The sequence below is a fragment of the Paenibacillus sp. JCM 10914 genome (assembly GCF_001315105.1).
GTDB lineage: Bacteria > Bacillota > Bacilli > Paenibacillales > Paenibacillaceae > Paenibacillus_AQ.
In genome coordinates this window covers 69,286-88,538 of record NZ_BAZR01000004.1, presented here as the reverse complement: position 1 = coordinate 88,538, position 19,253 = coordinate 69,286, and the positions used below count along the sequence as shown (strand labels likewise).

Here is a 19,253-nt window from a genome sequence, read left to right as displayed (position 1 = left end):
CCCTGTTCTCCCATTCTTATGAATGCATGCAAAAAAGAAGCTGTGCATCACAGCTTCTTCAGTTCAAAATTTTGTACTGGGCTTCCATACTCAAATTACTCTTGAGGTCGAATGAGGTTCTTGATTAGCGCCAAGCGATCATTCTCTGCCAGATTATATTGCACTTGGAAACATCCAGGGCATACATAGATGTTCACCTCGAAAGGCGGTTTCAGTACGGGTGTCTTTAACAATGACGGCGCAACCGGATGAAATCCTTGCTCCGTCACGGATTGACTTCCAGCGTGAAGCATGTACTCTCTGCAATGCAGACATTCCGGCACCTCGTCCTGTTCGTCGAGAATGGCTTCCACCGTCTGTTCAAACGCATACAGATCATGGCTCTCACCGTACTTATCCACCGTTCTCAATGCGGCCAGAGATTCGGTATCCGACCCCCACATGCTGTGAAGCTCTTGTTCTTCTTCCTCTGACGCCTCATAGGCTTCTTCATCCGAATGTTCTGTGTATTCCTCATCATCGTTCAGATCGATATTTAATGTCCGGTACCCCTTGAGTTCGTTGGCACAATGCGGGCAATGCTCTTCTGGACCAAGTTCCTCATCCCATACGATTTCGCTCTGGCACCATGGACAGACCGTTGGCTCCATATGTTATCCTTCCTTTCAAGCGTTCTTATTGCGACATCATGAATATAATGCCAGCTACGAAAAAAATCAAAGCGGCCGCAAACAAAATGCGCGGTAAATACTTCATTGTCTTATCCTCCCGCAGACGTCTAAGTAATGCTAGCTCCAATGATATAAGATAAAGATACGGTAATCAGCAATACGATTAATCCTACAGCCCGGTTATCCTTGCCAATCTCTTCGTCGACCGAGAACACCGGCGTTAGAAATTCAAGCAGCAAGTAGGCCGCTAACAGCAGAACGAATCCGAAAAATGACCATTTAAGCATGCCAAAAACCGAGGTATTGGCTGTTATACTATAGCGCATCACATTACATATTCCAAATATTTTACCGCCAGTTACCATGGCTGCCGCCACGTTTCCTTTGCGAATCTCATCCCAGCAGTTATATTTCGTAACCATTTCGAAGCAGTACAAATATACGATAAGCGCCAGAATCGCAACTGAGAAATAACCGGCCAATGAGCCCACCGGATGCGATAATAAGTCATCAATGGCTTCCGTCATGACTATAAGTTCCTCCCCGTCTGAAGAGGACACGCCACGATGGCGCATCCTCTTATTCAATTCCTATGCTGTTATTCTATACGAAAGACGGAAGGAACGGTTCCTGAAAATTCAATGGAACATGGTTTATTTCAATTCAGCAATCGTCACGCCGTTTCCACCTTCGCCATAATTACCTAACCGGTGGCTCTTTACATGCTTATGCTTCCGTAGATAGTCCTGGATTCCGGTTCGAAGAATGCCGGTTCCTTTGCCGTGAATGATATAAATCTGACCCAGGTTACCCAAGAAGGCTTCATCCAGAAAGCGATCAACCTCAATCAAGGCTTCTTCCAGATTAGCCCCTCTTAAATCGAGCTCATTCCGAACATTGGCATCACGAGTTCGTTTAAGGACGGTAGCATGCTGTTTAGGCGATGGTTTGGTCGACTCGGCTGGACTGGACACCAACTCCAGATCATTCAGCCCTACCTTCATCTTCATAATACCAAGCTGAACGACCGCTTCTTTACTTCCGGCCATCTCAACGACATGCCCTTTCTGGTTCAAGCTGTAGACGCGTACCTCATCGCCTGGCTCGATACTGCGCTGCTGCTTGATCGCCCGCTGAGCTGCCGTCTTCCTGCTCTGCTGGGGTTCAGCTTCATCCAGACGCTTCCGGGCTGCAATCAGTTTATGTTCTTTGACGGATGCGCCTTCCTCTTGTGCGAGCTTGCGAAGATCGGAGATGATCTCTTCGGCCTCGCCTCGCGCTTTGTCGACGATGATCTTCGCATCGCTCTTCGCTTTGTCGACCAACTTGTCTCGCTGCTCTTCGAGCTTCTGCAGCTCTTGCTGATGGCGCTCCCTAAGCTGCTCCATCTCCTTGCGGACCTGCTCAGCCTTCTCGCGTTCTACTTCAGCGGTGTGTCGATTCTCTTCCAGTGAAGCAATCATATGCTCAACTCGCTGATCTTCTTCCTTCACTTCGCCCCGTGCGAACTCCAGGATCGAGCCAGGCAAGCCCAAGCGTTCCGCAATGGCAAAGGCATTGCTTCGCCCCGGAACCCCGACAAGCAATCGATACGTAGGACTCAGTGTATTCACATCAAATTCCATGCTCGCATTAATGACACCCTTACGCTCATACGCATAAGCCTTCAATTCGGAGTAATGCGTCGTTGCAATCATTCGGCACCCCATGCGATGAATATGCTCCAAGATCGCTATAGCCAGTGCAGAGCCTTCCGCCGGGTCCGTTCCGGCTCCAACCTCATCGAGCAAGACGAGACTTTTCGGTGTCATCTGATTCAAGATCCGGATAATGTTCGTCATATGACTGGAGAAGGTACTCAAACTCTGTTCAATGCTCTGCTCATCGCCAATATCCGCATAAATCGCATCAAACACGCACATCTGGCTGCCTTCTTCGGCCGGCACGAATAATCCGGACATTGCCATCAGATTCAGTAAGCCAATCGTCTTCAGCGTTACCGTCTTACCGCCTGTATTAGGGCCCGTTACGATAATCGACGTGTAGGAATTGCCAAGCTCCACATCCAGTGGAACAACCTGTTCAGCAGGAATCAACGGATGTCGCCCTTTGCGCAGTTTGATATATCCTCTGTCATTCATGCGAGGCAGCGAGGCCTTCATCACATGAGCCAGACGCGCTTTGGCAAACATAAAGTCAAGCTGTCCAACCAAATCTACATCGATCGATAACAGATCGGCCTCCTCGCCAACCTTGGCCGTCAGCTTCTGCAGAATCACTTCAATCTCCCGCTCTTCGCGAATCCGCGTCTCCTTTAGCTTGTTGTTCATGGCTACGATGGATTCGGGCTCGATAAACAACGTGGCACCAGAGCCAGACTGATCATGCACAATCCCTCCGAAATACGAACGGTATTCCGCTTTGACGGGAATCACGAAACGGTCTCCTCTGATCGTAATCAATTGATCCTGAAGCATTTTGGCCACCGATTGCGATCTGATCATCGACTCCAGCTTCTCGCGAATTCGCACTTCTCCGCCCCGCAGCTCTCTTCTGATCTGGGCCAACTCCGCACTGGCCGAATCCAGCACCTCTGCCGCGTCATCGATACATATGCGGATCGCATCTTCAAGCGGCTTCTGCTCGGATATCAGATCGCTCAGATTGAAAAGTATATCGATCTTCTCTTCTTCATGGATGCCAGCGATGAATCGCTTAATTCGACGTGAACCGTTAATGGTGTTGGAGGTAGCGAGAAGTTCGTGCGGACTAAGCGTGCCGCCAATCCGTGCTCGCTTCAGCGCATCGTTAATATCCGTAACTCCCCGAAAGGACGGATTCCCCTTCAATCTGTCGACCGTATAAGCCTGATCGGTTGCAGCAAGCAGATCCTTGACAGGTTCCAAGTCCGTTTGCGGCTTCAGTTCTTCCGCTTGCTCTTTTCCCATCGAGGTTTGTGTATATTGTGCCAATGAATTTAATATTTTCCGGTATTCTAAAGTTTGTAAAATCTTGTCGTTCAAGAAGTTCACAACTCCTCTCAATCAATGCCTATATTATAACGAAACCCGATCCAAATCACCATGGAATCCAAAAACCTTCCACACATAACCTGATGTCATGAGGAAATAATAAATTCTGCGTAACATTCCAGTTATACACGAAGGAGGCAGGTTCCATGCAATTCCTCGGGCATGTTGTTCGATTCATCGTTGCAGCGCTTGTACTTATGGTTGTCGGTTGGATTGTTCCCCAATTCTCCGTCGGCGGATTCGGGAGCGCCTTGCTGCTCGCTCTGGTCATAGCACTGTTTGGCTGGGCTATAGAGGGGATATTCGGCAAAAAGGTTACTCCGTTCGGACGCGGTATCGTCGGCTTCCTTGTGAGTGCGCTTGTCATTTACCTGGCGCAATTCATCGTTGGCGGCGTTAGCGTATCCATTCTAGGGGCTCTGCTCGCTGCGCTGGTCATCGGAATTATCGATCTGTTTATTCCGATCTCCACACCGTTTGAAGCAGGAAAAAGTCGCCACAGAGATTAACCCCTCATTCAGACCCTCTGTTGTTAACAACAGAGGGTCTGTTCATGTTGGAAGATAGTACCCATGTTCACTAATTTTTCAAATGAGGCGTGTGCATATCCGCTTCAACTGAGCTATGATAGAAATGGAATATTTAACATTCACAACTAATTCATAGTCAGGAGAGATTATAGTGAGAAAAGGCATGGCGCTACTTATTTCTTGTATGCTCCTCTTCGTGCTTGCAGCTTGCGGCGGCGAAGAACCACAAGGAAATTCCGGCATTACCGATACAGGAGTCGCACCTGAAGCGGAGCTAGTCATTAAAGGGACCGACTTCGAATTCGACCAAGCGGAATATCACCTGAAGAAGGGTGTACCTGTTCAAATCACATATGAGAACGAGAAAGGCAATCACGGCATCATGATTCCTGCACTCGGACTGCAGTTGGACCGTAAGAACAACACCACCGTGGTTACCCCCGACAAGGCAGGGGAATTCGAAGTTTCTTGCTCCATCATGTGCGGAGCCGGACACAGTCAGATGATCTCGAAGATCATTATCGAAGAATAATACGTTAACTTAGCATGAAAACCTCCGGATACAGAGTTCCTCTGGATCCGGAGGTTTTTTCAGGTCGATTACGCCGGTAGAATTTAGCGCTGGTCCTGCTCAATCAGTTCAATCCACTCGTTATATTCCACCTGAAGCTTCGCATATTCATCCTTGAGCTTGCGGTGTTCCTCTTCAAGCTGGGCAGAACGCTCGGCCTTCAGCTCTTGCTCTGCCTGCAACAACTGATACTGGTGCATGACCAGTTCATACTGCTCGCCAAGCTCGTCGTACTTCTGTGATGCCTCTTGCTTCTCATCCTCCAATTGCTCGCGCGCCTCCTGAGCCGACGCGATCTGTTGCTGCCACGATTGCAACTCTTCTTCCAAAGTGCTTTGCTGCTGGATCCATTCATCGCGCTCAGTCTTCAATTTCTGGCTCTCCGCCGCGATCTGTTCCCGCTCGGCTATCCATTCACGGTATTGTTCCTTCCATTCAGCTGCGCGCTCTTCGGCATCCTGCAGCCGCTCCTCAAGTTCACGTGCATGTGCTTCACTGCTTGCCGCTGTCTTTCTTAGCTCGTCGAGCTGAGTCGAAACAGTATCATATTCTTCTTCCAACATCGCATACAACTTGCCGGTTTCCTCTTCGCGCAGGTTGGCCTCCTTGCCCGCACGGTCCAACTCGTCATAACGGAATTGTAGCTCCTTCAGTTCCTGTTGTGCAGATTTACGATCGGCAACTGCACGATCAGACTCATCCTTCAATGCATGGAACTCATCTTGCAGCGTCTTAAGTCCGTCTTCCAGACTCTCATTGGCCTCCATCAACTCAACAATTCTCATCTCAAGCTCACCCGTCTCCTCCTTACGCTGATCCGCAAGGTTTCGCCAGGATTGCATTTCCGTCCCGATGCGTTGAAGCTCTTCCTGCTGTTTACGTGCATTCTGATTCGCATCCACTACGAGCTTCTGCAGGCGGCGCCGTTCCTCTTCTGCTTTATCGGAATCCTGTTTGCGAGTCTGAAGCTCATTCGTAAGGCTCTCAGCTTGGGCACGCAGCGACTTCAATTCATTGCGCGCCGTCTCCCCGGCCTGCTTGGAGAGTTGTAACTCCTCCTTCAACTTCGCCGAGTCCGTGCGCGTGGTAGCCAACTCCTTCTCTGCTTGAGACAGCTTGGATTGCAGCTGTCCGCCCCGGCTTCGCTGATCCGAGAGCTGTTTCTCCAGTTCCTGAGCTGTCTCGACATGCTGCTGCTCTGTCAGTTGAATCTCTTTCTTATACGTTTCTTCCAATTGCTTGATGTGTGCAGTGGATTTCTCTTCTGCCTGCTTAATGGATAACTGATGCCCCTGGATCAGCTTCTCCAGCTCCTGCTTGTGGTTTCCTGTAAGCTGTCCGATCTGACCATCATGACGCCGCTTCGTTTCCTCAAGCGTCTGCTTGTGACCTCGTTCCAGTTGTTCGCGCTGCTCCTTCAATTGTAACTCCAGCTGCTGTTTGTCCTTCAACAGCTCTGCAACGCGATCAGACTCCTTCTGAAGCAGTTCCTTGGAACGCTCAGCTTCGGCTACGAGATTGTCTTGAGCGGTCCGATATTTCTCCGCAAGAGTCGTCTGCTCGGACAGCTTGCGCTCCAACTCTTCACTGTGCTGCCGGCTTCTCTCCTGTTGCTCAACTTGAGCTGCCTGAATTCGGGAAAGCTCCGTGTGCAGTTCATTACGCTCGAAAGATAATTGCTTGGCTTCACTCTGGTACTGCTGCATCTTCAAGCTTCCTCAGCCATATGTACTGCAGCCAGCACAGCGATGCGGGGGGTATCCAGTCGGGCATGAGCCTTGGATATACTTCGCATCCGATCATCCACATAGCTGGCTACCTGTCTCGTATAGTTGCTGCTGCTGCCTAATAGTTTATAAGAAGTTCCGTAGATATCTACGGTAACGCTTTGACGGTCCGGTGTAGTCACAGTCGTGCCCTCCTTCTATTATGTGTAGGTTCTATGATGTCTGATAGGGTTCCATCTCTCTTCATTATATATAAGAAAACCTTCTTATACGAATGGAACGAGAATGGACCGAAGATTGGTATATGATAACACAGTATAGTCACTATAATTATGGACTCTGCGGGTACCTTGATGCAAATCCTAGTTTCAATTAGAACAAAAAAGCCCGCGTTCGAATCTCTGATGTAATGGATTCGATGCGGGCTTTCACAATTCCTGCTATTTTCTTAATTCTGCGCCAAAAGTTTGCTCAAGGGCAGCCAGCGCTTTTTCCGTGACACCAGCTACTTCCTCGTCTGTCAAAGTTCGATCCTGATGACGGTAAGTAAGCGAGATGGCGACACTCTTCTTGCCTTCGCCCAGCTTGCTTCCAGTGAAAACATCAAATACCTGTACTTGTTGCAGCAGTTCGCCGGCATGTTCCTGGATTACCCGGATCAGAGAACCCGCCTCTACTTCTTCGTTCACTACGAGCGCAAGGTCACGCTCCATACCTGGGAACCTTGGCAAATCGCGATAAACCACCCGTTCATTGGTCAGGTCATAGAGCGGCTCCAGCAACACCTCGGCAGCGTAGGTATCTTCCAGATCCAGCTCTTGCTGTTGTTTCGGATGAATCTGCCCCATAACCCCGAGCAGCTTTTTGTCTTCCCCTTGCCCGGCATATATCGATGCTGATCGTCCCGGATGGAATCCTGCCGGACTGTTCGCCTCATACGTGATTTGATCTGCGTCTACACCCAGATAAGCCACAACCGTCTCCAAAGCGCCTTTGAGATCGAAGAAATCGACCTTCACCGGCTGGATGTTCCATTGTTTGATTCCTTTGCGGCCAGACAACAGCAACCCTAGCACGGGGCGCTCCTGCGGCTGCTTGGTCAAGGTCTCCTCCTGCGTGTGGAACAGATTGCCGATCTCGAACAACGCTAAATCCGACTGCTTGCGATTGTCGTTATAGACGGCGATATCAAGCAGCTGTGGCAGCAGACTTGTACGCAATACGCTACGATCTTCGCTCATCGGCATTGCAAGCTTAACGGCCTTGCCCTCAGCGAGCGACGTGAACATTTCCGTCTGCTTCGGATGGATGAACGAATACCCCAGCACTTCCTGGAAACCGCTGTGCGTAAGCAAGCGGCGAATGGAACGGCGAACCGCTTGCGGTTTTGTCAGTGACCCTGGCGTTGTCGGTCCCTCGATAGGTGTTGTGGGAATATTATCGTAACCGTACATGCGCGCAACTTCTTCAATTAAATCCACATCCAGCACAATGTCACCGCGGCGGGTCGGAACCTGGACGTCGATCAGACCTTGAGCCGCGTCTCCGCTCTGGAAGTGCAGTCTGGAGAAAATTGTCTTTACTTCGAGTAAAGACAGTTCAGTGCCGAGATAACGGTTAAGCTTCTCCAGCGATAATGTGATAACCGGGCCTTCGGTCTGCTCGCTGCCAGCTTCGACAACCCCTTGATGCACGGTGCCGCTGGCATACTTCGCTATCAGCGCAGCTGCACGGTTCAGTGCAGGAATTACCCGAGCGGGATCGACTTCCTTCTCGAAGCGAGAACTCGCTTCTGAACGAAGTCCCAACTGACGGGATGTTTTGCGAACGGTTCCGCCATCGAACTTGGCAGACTCGAGGAAAATATTCACCGTGCCCTCGGTTACTTCGGAATCCAATCCACCCATAACTCCCGCCAATGCTACAGGCTTCCCGCCTGACGTAATAACCAACATATGAGGCTCCAACTTGCGCTCCTGTCCGTCCAGCGTCACCATAATCTCTCCGGCTTCGGCCAAACGCACGTGAACAGATCCATCCTGCAACTGATCCGCATCAAATGCATGCAGCGGCTGGCCATATTCCAACATGACATAATTCGTAATGTCAACGATGTTATTAATCGGGCGCACACCCGCCGCTATCAAGCGATTCTGCATCCACAGCGGCGACGGCGCAATCTTCACGCCAGTAATATAACGTGCGGCATAGTGACTGCATTGCTCCAGAGCACCAATCGTTACTGACACATGGCCGGCGGCTGAATCCGCCGACTCCATCAATTCTTTCTCGGGATGGGGCAGTGTAAGTTCCCGTCCGAGAATGGCGCTCACTTCATAAGCTGCGCCCAACATGCTCAGACAATCTGCACGATTAGGCGTAAGGTCAAATTCCAATACCTCGTCGTTCAAGCCGAGCACATCCAGAATCGGCTGCCCGACTTCAATACCTTGCGGCAGCACGAGAATTCCCTCCTGCAGCTCTTTAGGCAGCAGCTTGTCATTAATGCCAAGCTCCTTAGCCGAGCAGATCATACCTTGCGAGAGGACGCCGCGCAGTTTGGCCTTTTTAATATCGAGTCCCCCTGGCAGCTTCGCGCCGACCATAGCCACCGGCACCTTCTGTCCTGCATCTACATTCTTGGCTCCGCAGACGATCTGAAGGTCTTCCTCTTGCCCGGCATCCACGATACATACATTCAGCTTATCCGCGTCCGGATGCTTCTCTTTACTCTTGACGTATCCAACAACGACTTTGCTGATCCCCTGATTCCGCTTCTCAATGACATCGATCTCGATTCCGGCCGAAGTAATCTTGCTTGCCAGCGTTTCCGAGTCTACGCCTTCCAGTGATATATAATCGGACAACCAATCCGTTGATACTTTCATTGTATGTTCACTTCCCTTTTTATCGTTAGAATTAGATCCGCGTAAACTGCTTCAAGAACGTCATGTCATTGTTGAAGAAGTGCCGGATATCGTCCACGCCATGCTTCAGCATCGCAATCCGTTCAACCCCCATGCCGAAGGCGAAGCCGCTGTATTGATCCGGATCGTAGCCCCCCATTTCAAGCACTTTCGGATGAACCATGCCGCAGCCTAAAATTTCGAGCCAGCCTGTCTGCTTGCACACACGGCATCCGCTGCCGCCACAACGTACACAAGATACGTCCACTTCAGCACTCGGCTCCGTAAAAGGGAAGAAACTCGGACGCAGACGAATCTGTGTATCCTCACCGAACATTTCCTTTACGAATTGCAACAGTGTCCCTTTTAGATCGCTCATACGGATGTTCTCGCCGATCACGAGTCCCTCGATCTGATGGAACTGGAAGGAATGGGTTGCATCGTCATCATCCCGGCGGAATACGCGGCCAGGACAGATAATCTTGACTGGAACTTTCCCTTGCCTGGACAGCATCGTGCGCGCTTGTACCGGCGAGGTCTGTGTACGCATTAACAGGTCTTCTGTCAGATAGAAGGAATCCTGCATATCACGTGCCGGATGGTTCTTCGGCAAGTTCAGCGCTTCGAAATTGAAGTAATCCGTCTCGACTTCAGGTCCTTCAGCCACCTGATAACCCATGCCAATGAAAATATCTTCGATATCCTGAATGACTTTGCTTAACGGATGGACGGCACCTTGTGTAAGCTTGCGGCCAGGCAGGGTCACATCCACTTTCTCGGCACGCAGACGTTCTTCGGTCTCCTGCTGCAAGAAAGCCTCCTGTTTACCGGCAATGACTTCCTCGATTGCACCGCGGACATCATTTGCCACCTGTCCAATGACAGGACGCTCTTCGGCGCTAAGCGCGCCCATCCCTCTTAGAATCTCGGTCAGGGCTCCTTTTTTACCAAGGTATTTCACCCGTAAGTCGTTTAACTGCTGCGGATCGTTCACTGCCTGCAGTTGCACCAAAGCTTCCTGCTTGAGTGCTTCCAATTTTTCTTTCATCGCTGTTCGCACACCCCTTTAGTAAACTACATCTTATCTTGAAGAAAACAAAAAAGGCCCCTTCTCCCATAAAGGGACGAAGAGACCGTGGTACCACCCTTGTTAGCATTTATAACCGACCTGTAGGCCATTACTATGCTCACTTTGACCGACGTAACGAATCGGACCCGTTATCCCCTACTGATCCGGCCGATGCCGTGTTCAGGGAACCGCTCCGGAGCGAACTTCACCAGCCTGTTTCTCAAGAGACACTCTCAATCCATGGTGTCTCATCCCTGTTAAGAGGTACTAGCTACTTTTCTCCATCTACGCATTTGGACATATACAAATATATAGGGTCTATTATATGCAACCTCACGGTATATGGCAAGGTTCATTTCCCCATTTTACCCGAATCGGCTCCGATTTAACCCTTGCCAGGGCTGCTTACTTGGACTGAAGCCGGGCTAATTCTTGCCGAAGTTCCCTAATCTCGGCCAGCCAGTTGGCTTCGGATGTCTCCTCATCTAGGCCAGCACCGGATAAACCCAGCAGTTCCTGGATACGGTACTCCAATTCCATCCGTCGATTGTCCTTTGCACTATCTCCCTTAATGACACCGACGCGAGACGCCTGTTCCTCCTCCTCATCAACACTCCCCTCAAACCAAATGGGGGCGCTTTGCGGACGTAACGTCAGCAGGCGATTCGCAATTTTGCGTACCAGGTACCGATCATGGGATACCAGTGCAATCGCCCCCGGGAAGCTGGCCAACACTTCTTCAATGACTTCTCGCGTATCAATATCCAGATAGTTGGAGGGCTCATCCAGCACGAGCAAATGAGCGCCGCTGAAATACAATTTCAAGAAAGCGGTTCGGCACTTCTCTCCCATACTGAGCTGCCCCATCTTCTTAAACACATCATCCCGCCGGAAGAGGAAGCAGCCCAGCAGTGTTCTTGCACGGCTCTCGGTCATGCCTGGAATGACTAACAAGCTATCGAGCAGGGTCGTTCCGGGATCCAGCCCTTCCAGCTCTTGTGAGAAGTAGCCGACCTTGACGGCCGGATTCCGTATAACTTCTCCTTCCTCCGGATGTAATTCACCCAGTAACAGCCTCAGGAGCGTAGTTTTACCGCTGCCGTTGGGGCCTCTGACCGCCAAGCGATCCCTGCGATTCAAGTAAAATGACATCTGTTGAAATAATATATGGCCGTCGAAGCCGAAGCTCATATCCCTCACATGGATCAGCGTCCGACCACCGAAGCTGTCGCCCTCAAGCTCCATATTCAGTCTGGGGCCGCTGCGCGGTTTATCCACACGCTCCGCCTCAAGCCGCTCCAGCGCTTTTTCTTTGGCATGATACCTCGAGATATTCTTATTTGCCTTGGCTTTGTAGAAACTCGCCGTAATCTTGACCTCATTTACGTCGCCAGCCGCGTTGTGGGCTTTATGAAACCACTCCTGGTATCTTCGAATAGATTCCTCCAGCGCTTTGCGGGCCAGTTCCTGCTTGCGGTAAAGGGCCTCTTGTTCGCGCAGCTCCCGCTCCTTCTCCTTCCGGTAATCGGAGTAACCACCGCGGTATCGCGTTAGCCCTCCATCCGACAGTTCGCACACGGTCGTTGCTACACGATCCATAAATTCCCGGTCATGTGACACGAACAGCACCGTGCCTTTATACGTTGATACTAGCCATTGCTCTAGCCAAACGAGACTCTCGCTGTCCAGATGATTCGTCGGTTCATCGAGCAGCAGAAACCTCGGCGAAGATACGAGCAGCGCAGCCAGCATCACCTTCGTCTTCTGGCCTCCGCTAAGCTCCCTGTAAGGGACCGACCACACTTCTTGGCCCAAGCCAAGCATCTTCATAGCCTTCTCTACTTCGGTTTCCCACGGGAAACCACCCTGAGCCTCATATTGCTCTAACAGATCGCCATAATGTTCTACGAGCTTCTCCGGTTCATTCACATCGGCAAGCCGATTCATCTGTCGTTCTGCCCCAGCAATCCGTGATTTCAACTCCCACAGCGCAGCATGACTGCGGCTGCGAACCGCATCGAGTGCACACATCAAGAATTCCTCCGGTTCATCCTGCTGTCTCAGCCAGCCCCAGCGATCTCTGGACAGGATGGCTTCAACCCTGCCCGTTTGCGGAACCCTCTCTCCCGCCAGAATCGATAATAAGGTTGACTTGCCGGCTCCGTTACGACCGTAGAGGGCAATGCGCTCGCCTTCGGCAACCTCAAGTTGTACCTGATCAAGCAGCGTTTTTCCATTCAATTCCATACTTATATTCGTAGCCTTTAGAATCATCGTCATACAGCCTCATCCTCTCTCTTTGAGAAAAATCAAAAAACCGCAGGCGGCGGCCTGCGGCAGATATGGAGATGATCACGGTATGGCTCTGAGGAAACAAAGGACAGATAGCGGGTAAAGCAAAAAAAAAGACCCACCATACAGAGTGCCTGCTATAACACAAAAAAGGCACCCAGTCACCCTATTCAGACACACCTAATCTCTCCTCTACTACCGTAGAGAAACGCCTGCAACTTCACATGCAGTTGTATCGAGAAAAGGGTGTCTTACTTCATTGGACGAGGTACCTCGCATTCTTTAGAATCAAATTACGGTTAGTATAGCAGATCATCATCGATTGTCAAATAGGCAATTAACTGTGACTACACGATTGTAACATGGCACAAATAAAAGCACGCGGACGATGGAAGCCATGTTAGTCTATAAATTTCTGTGAAAATCAATGATCGATATAGTAAATTTTACCCACCTTTGATATACTAACATTATTACTTTAGTCATGGGTGCGTGATCAATCATATGTGGGATAAAGAACTAAAGATAGCCATCAAGAAGAAGCAAAGCGTGATGATATACCTTATCGATGGCGCAGTATTACAAGGTATACCGGATGCTTGCACAGATCGCTTAAAGATGCGGAGTGTTTATGGTCCAGTCTGGGTGCCGTTAGAGGAAATAAAGCATGTGAGCAGATTAATACAACTCCAGAAGAAGAACCTGTTAGCACACAGCTAGTAGGTTCTCCTTTTTTGAGTCGAGTGGTGATAAGCCGCGAAGCTGGAGAGCGTTCGGAAATGCTTAATCCATAATTTCGGGAAGTTCGCCCCTTCAATAACCACTTGATCATGATGGAGTCCGTATTGTGCCAAAAAAGGACAAACAAAAAACCCTTGTGGGCCAAGGGTTTCAGGTCTTACTTAATCAAAAGCGGGTGATGGGAATCGAACCCACGCTACCAGCTTGGAAGGCTGGAGTTCTACCATTGAACTACACCCGCATATCAACCCACGAAAGTAAAATTACGCTTCGGGGTTTATGCCGAATACTTATACGGGGCTCTAATACTTAAGCGAATCGGGACGACACGATTTGAACATGCGACCCCCTGGTCCCAAACCAGGTGCTCTACCAAGCTGAGCTACGTCCCGTTATAATTGATGACGTCTTTTGAAGACAAAAATAAATATACCACGCTGAATATATAATTTCAACCATTATTTTCTGGAAATCGTAATACAGCCCGCTAAACTAAAACCAGCAGCATCCTCCTAACGGAAGACACTGCTGGTTATGTGCTTATCACGCTTATTTGTTATTATCGAACGTAACTTCCGGCGTTGTGAGTTTGTCGTAGAAATCTACGATTTTGTCCTTATCGTCGGATGCGCGCAGCGCCATTGCCGAACGTGGATGCTCATCCAGACTGCCAGTGATCATATAAGGCATGATGTATCCCCACTCTTCTTTTTCACGAAGCGGGATCATAAAGCGCTCAATAATATCCAGAACCGGACGAATCTCATATTTCGTGCCCTTCAGGTGCGTAACCAGCAACTCGGTTGGACAGTTACCGGCCGCTCGGCCCATTCCGTACACCGAAGCATCCAGCAATTCCACGCCAAGGTCAGCGGCGATCAGCGTATTCGAGAACGCTAGCTGCATATTGTTATGTGTATGAACGCCAAGACGCTTCTCCGGCAGATGTGTCTTGAATTTATTCACGAGGTACTCCATATCCTTATGATCCAGACTTCCGTATGAATCCACAATGTAGACCACATCCACAACACTGTCCTTGATCATCTCAAACGCTTCCTGCAGCTCATTCTCCATTACGTTCGAGAGTGCCATGATGTTCAACGTAGTCTCATATCCCCGATCATGGAAGGTCTGAACGAGAGCGAGCGCCTTATCGACATCTTTAATGTAGCAAGCCACACGGATCAAATCCAGCAAGCTTTCTTCACGCGGCAAAATATCGTCCACATCTACCCGTCCAATATCCACGAGCGCCGAGAGCTTCGTTTTGCCTTTGAGTGGAATGACTTCCTTCAAGAAATCATCATCCAAAAAGCGCCATGGTCCTGCTTGATCCGCGCCTTTCAACAATTTAGGTGAGTTCTTATAGCCGATTTCCATATAGTCCACGCCAGCCTCATTTAGGCCTGCATATAAATTTTGTACGAATTCCACGCTAAAATCCCAGTTGTTTACCAATCCGCCATCGCGAATGGTACAGTCCACTATCTTGGTCTGACTACTCTTAATCATTTCTAAGCTAAACTCCTCTCAGCTGGTTTTCTCTTCATCATACTTGATGGCAGTCTTAAAAGTAAAGCATATTTCCCGCTGGGAAGACTATGGATTAGCCCTTCAGGCATCCGCACAAAAAGAAAAAGCCATTCCGCAGGAACAGCTATTGTTCAGTTGCTGAAATATCGAATAGGAATTGTCTATTCATCGTTCGGCAGATCAAGCTTCGGGAAGGTAATGACAAATTCCGTGCCTGCCCCAACCTGACTGTCAACGGCGATCGAACCTCCATGGTTCCTGATTATACTGTAGCTCACGGAGAGACCGAGCCCTGTTCCACTCTCTTTGGTTGTGAAAAAGGGATTGAACAGATGGTTTAGCGTATTCTGATCCATTCCTTTTCCGTTATCGGCAATGCAAATGCTAATATGCTTACCGTTATCCTTGGCTGAAATATGAATCATACCGGTAATATCTTCATCATGTTGCTCGAATATAGCGTCTAATGCATTTTTGATAATATTCAGAATGACTTGCTTGATTTGTTTCACGTCCACCGATATGTAAGCGGGCAGTGTATCATCCGTATGAAGATCAATCTGACAGCCTTTCATGAGTGCTTCGCTCTCTGTTAGCAGAACTACCTCTTTAAGTAAAGATGAGACTGATACGATCTTCGTCTCTGGCGCCGATGGCTTAGACGAATTGAGAAACTCGTAGATGATGTCGTTCGCCCGGTCGATCTCCGTGAGAATGATTCGGGCATACTCGTCTTTACCCAGACTAACAAGGTGCGGCCGCAGCAATTGGATGAATCCACGGATCGATGTAAGCGGATTACGGATCTCATGGGCTATGGATGCCGAAATCTTGCCGAGCATGGCGAGTTTGTCATTCTGGTATGCACTCTGTTCTATACGTTTAAAATCGGATACATCCTTCACACTGATTAAAAAATCGCCTTCCATCTGATCACCATATGTCATCGTAATCAGCCAAGATCGTCCAAATTCATCCACGATTTCATGAAATCTTCGCTTATGAAACACGGTCTCGCGATAAATACGGACGATCTTCTTCTTTTTAAACCTGGAGAGCTGAGGATGACGAAGGAGTTGGGTCAGCGTGCAGCCGGTTAACGACTTGCGGGGGACGCCTAGCAATTTCGCCATCTGTACATTAACAAAGGCCAATACACCGTCACTATCAAAGAGGATAATCCCGCTGTCGAGATTCTCCAGTATATTCTCGTACTTGTTCCTAATAAGCTGGCTGGTGTGAAACGAACGAATAACCTGCAACTCAGATTCACGGATTTGACTCAACAAGATGGCTCCCCCTTTTCTTGAAAAGTTGAACTCACCAAACCGACACGATACACACAAGTGCTCCGAGCTTGTCCGCCTTGAATCAATAGCAGCCTCACGATCTGCTTCCTTCCATGATAGTCACCAAGGCAAACAAACGTCAATCAGAAATCCTGTCGAATAATGGAAACCTTACTAAAATGGTCATTTCCATTGCCGCCAAACACAATAGGTACACATCCTATTTACCCACTTATTCAATACTAAAAAGCCCCGGGTATGGTATCACACGAGGCTCTGACTGTATTTGATTACGGTTGTCTCTGAAGTCGGAGGCGGCGCTGGCTCATCACCGCAAGACGTCTTTTCAGTTCCAATTGCCACTTCTCATCTTGCATCCACTTCGCAACCACCAACAGATCAAGCGATAGATCAATCTGACTTTGGACGACGGTCATCGGGTCTTCCGATTCACGGTTGACCACATTCTCAAAGATGGCTTCCTCATCTTCCATCACATACTCTTGAAAATCCACATGAGAAGCACCATCACCATGCGCGTACTCGGCTAATATTTCATACTCGCTTTCAACCCGGTGATGCACTTCCACGCGATGGCATACTGGACATGTCAGCAGGGGAACATTATGTACCTGAGTCCGATAATGCTTCAACGTACCTTCGTGCCCATCATACTAGCCCCACAGCAAAAACTCATACCGTTCACCCTCCTCCACCATTCATCCATTGTTTGACTATTGTATTCGCTTTCATCCACTCTAATTCCTTCAAGGAAAAAAGAGTTTTACAAAAAATTGGTTCCTAATTCCTATATAAGGATGATTGCCTACACCTTACCTATATATCAACTAATGTTAGCTTCTCTAAACAATAGTCTTCCCATTTTATAACCAAATCAATCGGTTGAAAAAACCCTCATGATCTGCACTAAAGTGTCAGATCGTGAGGGTTGTCAAAGTTTACTGTGAGAAGCGGCTTACAGGTTGTTGTCGCCTGGCTTCCAGTTCATCGGGCACAATCCACCGGATTGAAGCGCTTGGAGGACGCGAAGTGTCTCTTCAACACTACGGCCTACATCGTTGTGGTTAACCACTTGATACTTCAATTCGCCTTCTGGATCGATGATGTAAAGACCGCGAAGCGCGATGCCTTCTTCTTCGATCAGAACGCCATAGTCGCTTGCCACTTGCTTCGTGATGTCGGAAGCGAGTGGGAAGTTCAATGCGCCCAGCCCGTTAGCTTCTTTCGAAGTGTTGATCCATGCTTTATGGCTGTGGATCGAGTCAACGCTAACACCCAGAATCTCAGTATCGAGTGCCTTGAACTGATCAGCAGCATCACTGAGCGCTGTGATTTCAGTTGGGCATACAAAAGTGAAATCGAGAGGATAAAAGAAGAATACGAGCCATTTGCCGCGGTAGTCGGACAGGCTGACTTTACCAAATTCTTTACCGTCTCCCGATACGGTTTCCATTGTGAAATCAGGAGCTGGTTTACCAACCAAACGTTCTGCCATGATTGAATTCCTCCTTAACATATGTAAAAAATATGAGTATTTTCTACAATTATATGTTCCTATGAACATTCACTAGAAATGTTATCATCGAGAGAATTCAAAGTCAAGATTATAGCGGTTATTTTATTATAATGATTATAAATAAGGATATTCTATGAACGGTTCTTAACGGATTGCCGCCGCAATCAGATCGCCCATTTGTGTTGTACTTAGCGCTTGGCTCTTGTCGACTGCAATATCCGCTGTACGATGTCCGGCATCCAGGACCTCTGCTACGGCACGCTCAATCGCATCCGCTGCATCGGCATAACCGAAAGTCAGGCGATACATCAAAGCGACAGAAAGAATCGTTGCGATCGGATTCGCCAGGCCTTGACCAGCAATGTCTGGTGCGGAACCGTGCACTGGCTCATACAGACCAAAATCCCCTTGCCCCATCGACGCCGATGCCAACATACCGATCGAACCTGTCAGCATAGCTGCTTCGTCGCTGAGGATATCGCCGAACATGTTCTCCGTAACGATTACGTCGAAGCTGGACGGACGGCGCAGAAGCTGCATCGCACAGTTGTCCACCAGCACATGCTCCAGCTCTACATCCGGATAATCCGGTGCAATCCGGTTCACCGTTTCACGCCACAGACGGGAAGTTTCCAGCACGTTGGCTTTATCCACCGAGGCCAATTTCTTCCGGCGCTTCTGAGCGATTTCGAACGCTTGGTGTACAATGCGCTCTACTTCCGCCGTGTTATACACGCATGTATCCACCGCTTCTTCGCCAAAGGCGCCTTCGCGTCTAAACTTCTCGCCAAAGTAAATACCGCCTGTCAGTTCACGGACAACCATCAAGTCTGTACCTTCCAGAACCTCCGGCTTCAGTGTGGATGCATCTTTCAAGCAGTCGAAGATAACAGCAGGACGGAGGTTGGAGAACAGGCCGAGCTCTTTACGAATGCCGAGCAGTCCTGTTTCGGGGCGAAGCTCTTTAGAGTTGTTATCCCATTTCGGTCCACCTACGGCACCAAGCAGTACAGCATCGGCACTCTTACATACGCTCAGTGTTTCCTCCGGAAGCGGTGTGCCCTTCTCATCGATTGCGATGCCGCCGAAGAGCGCGTGCTCCGTTGTAAAAGAATATCCGAACACCTCTTCGGTACGTTTAATGATCTTCTCCGCCTCAGCTACGACCTCTGGTCCGATACCGTCACCGGCGATTACGGCGATTTTCTTCGTTTCTGCCATCCTACGTCACTCCTTATTTATAAATGCACTAGTCATTTTATTGATCTAGTTACATTTGTAACATAGAATGCCTATGGTTGACCAAGATATAGAAACTATGAACTTGATTTGTTTTGCCTATAAGCGGCGGA

The 19,253-nt window shown here is 49.1% G+C and carries 14 protein-coding genes, 2 tRNA genes and 1 pseudogene; 2 read left to right on the top strand and 15 right to left on the bottom strand.

Annotated features, from left to right (window positions below):
- Positions 1 to 95: 95 nt before the first annotated feature.
- The 3 genes from JCM10914_RS07685 to JCM10914_RS07675 all read right to left on the bottom strand — a co-directional run bounded on the left by JCM10914_RS07685 (position 96) and on the right by JCM10914_RS07675 (position 3,694).
- On the bottom strand, positions 96 to 650 hold the full coding sequence (locus JCM10914_RS07685) for a hypothetical protein (protein WP_023959257.1): 555 nt from the start codon (positions 648 to 650) through the stop codon (positions 96 to 98).
- Positions 651 to 778: 128 nt separating this feature from the next.
- The gene (locus JCM10914_RS07680) at positions 779 to 1,198 is read right to left on the bottom strand and encodes a DUF350 domain-containing protein (protein WP_023959255.1); all 420 of its coding nucleotides are present in this window, start codon (positions 1,196 to 1,198) and stop codon (positions 779 to 781) included.
- Positions 1,199 to 1,324: 126 nt separating this feature from the next.
- Positions 1,325 to 3,694: an endonuclease MutS2 gene (locus JCM10914_RS07675; RefSeq protein ID WP_023959253.1), complete on the bottom strand. Its 2,370-nt coding sequence runs from the start codon at positions 3,692 to 3,694 to the stop codon at positions 1,325 to 1,327.
- Between the two features lie 155 nt (positions 3,695 to 3,849).
- Between JCM10914_RS07675 and JCM10914_RS07670 the strand changes: the two genes are divergently transcribed.
- A complete protein-coding gene (locus tag JCM10914_RS07670) occupies positions 3,850 to 4,212 on the top strand; it encodes a phage holin family protein (protein ID WP_023959251.1) in 363 nt (120 codons plus the stop codon).
- 172 nt (positions 4,213 to 4,384) lie between these two features.
- A complete protein-coding gene (locus tag JCM10914_RS07665; RefSeq protein WP_023959249.1) occupies positions 4,385 to 4,765 on the top strand; it encodes a hypothetical protein in 381 nt (126 codons plus the stop codon).
- A gap of 83 nt (positions 4,766 to 4,848) precedes the next feature.
- On the opposite strand, the gene JCM10914_RS07660 is transcribed toward JCM10914_RS07665, so the two are convergent.
- The 12 genes and pseudogenes from JCM10914_RS07660 to leuB all read right to left on the bottom strand — a co-directional run bounded on the left by JCM10914_RS07660 (position 4,849) and on the right by leuB (position 19,122).
- Positions 4,849 to 6,510 (bottom strand): hypothetical protein, encoded by a 1,662-nt coding sequence (locus JCM10914_RS07660; protein WP_023959247.1) that lies wholly within the window; start codon positions 6,508 to 6,510, stop codon positions 4,849 to 4,851.
- A gap of 2 nt (positions 6,511 to 6,512) precedes the next feature.
- Positions 6,513 to 6,713, bottom strand: coding sequence for a cell division protein ZapA (zapA, locus tag JCM10914_RS29860; protein WP_023959245.1), 201 nt, complete (start codon positions 6,711 to 6,713; stop codon positions 6,513 to 6,515).
- A 258-nt stretch (positions 6,714 to 6,971) separates the two neighbouring features.
- Positions 6,972 to 9,419 carry a phenylalanine--tRNA ligase subunit beta gene (pheT, locus tag JCM10914_RS07655; protein ID WP_023959243.1) on the bottom strand — a complete coding sequence of 816 codons (2,448 nt, stop codon included), beginning with the start codon at positions 9,417 to 9,419 and terminating at the stop codon, positions 6,972 to 6,974.
- Between the two features lie 31 nt (positions 9,420 to 9,450).
- Positions 9,451 to 10,485: a phenylalanine--tRNA ligase subunit alpha gene (pheS, locus tag JCM10914_RS07650; protein ID WP_023959241.1), complete on the bottom strand. Its 1,035-nt coding sequence runs from the start codon at positions 10,483 to 10,485 to the stop codon at positions 9,451 to 9,453.
- Positions 10,486 to 10,911: 426 nt separating this feature from the next.
- Positions 10,912 to 12,786, bottom strand: a complete 1,875-nt coding sequence (gene abc-f / locus JCM10914_RS07645) for a ribosomal protection-like ABC-F family protein (protein ID WP_023959239.1) — start codon at positions 12,784 to 12,786, stop codon at positions 10,912 to 10,914.
- A gap of 923 nt (positions 12,787 to 13,709) precedes the next feature.
- Positions 13,710 to 13,780, bottom strand: a tRNA-Gly gene (locus JCM10914_RS07635).
- A 77-nt stretch (positions 13,781 to 13,857) separates the two neighbouring features.
- Positions 13,858 to 13,931 (bottom strand) — tRNA-Pro (locus tag JCM10914_RS07630).
- A gap of 157 nt (positions 13,932 to 14,088) precedes the next feature.
- Positions 14,089 to 15,054 (bottom strand): aldolase catalytic domain-containing protein, encoded by a 966-nt coding sequence (locus tag JCM10914_RS07625; protein ID WP_023959238.1) that lies wholly within the window; start codon positions 15,052 to 15,054, stop codon positions 14,089 to 14,091.
- A 182-nt stretch (positions 15,055 to 15,236) separates the two neighbouring features.
- Positions 15,237 to 16,361 (bottom strand): ATP-binding protein, encoded by a 1,125-nt coding sequence (locus JCM10914_RS07620; protein ID WP_023959237.1) that lies wholly within the window; start codon positions 16,359 to 16,361, stop codon positions 15,237 to 15,239.
- A 293-nt stretch (positions 16,362 to 16,654) separates the two neighbouring features.
- A pseudogene (locus JCM10914_RS07615) lies at positions 16,655 to 17,061 on the bottom strand (hypothetical protein).
- Positions 17,062 to 17,340: 279 nt separating this feature from the next.
- The gene (locus JCM10914_RS07610) at positions 17,341 to 17,880 is read right to left on the bottom strand and encodes a peroxiredoxin (protein WP_023959233.1); all 540 of its coding nucleotides are present in this window, start codon (positions 17,878 to 17,880) and stop codon (positions 17,341 to 17,343) included.
- A 165-nt stretch (positions 17,881 to 18,045) separates the two neighbouring features.
- Positions 18,046 to 19,122: a 3-isopropylmalate dehydrogenase gene (leuB, locus tag JCM10914_RS07605; RefSeq protein WP_023959231.1), complete on the bottom strand. Its 1,077-nt coding sequence runs from the start codon at positions 19,120 to 19,122 to the stop codon at positions 18,046 to 18,048.
- Between the last annotated feature and the right edge of the window lie 131 nt (positions 19,123 to 19,253).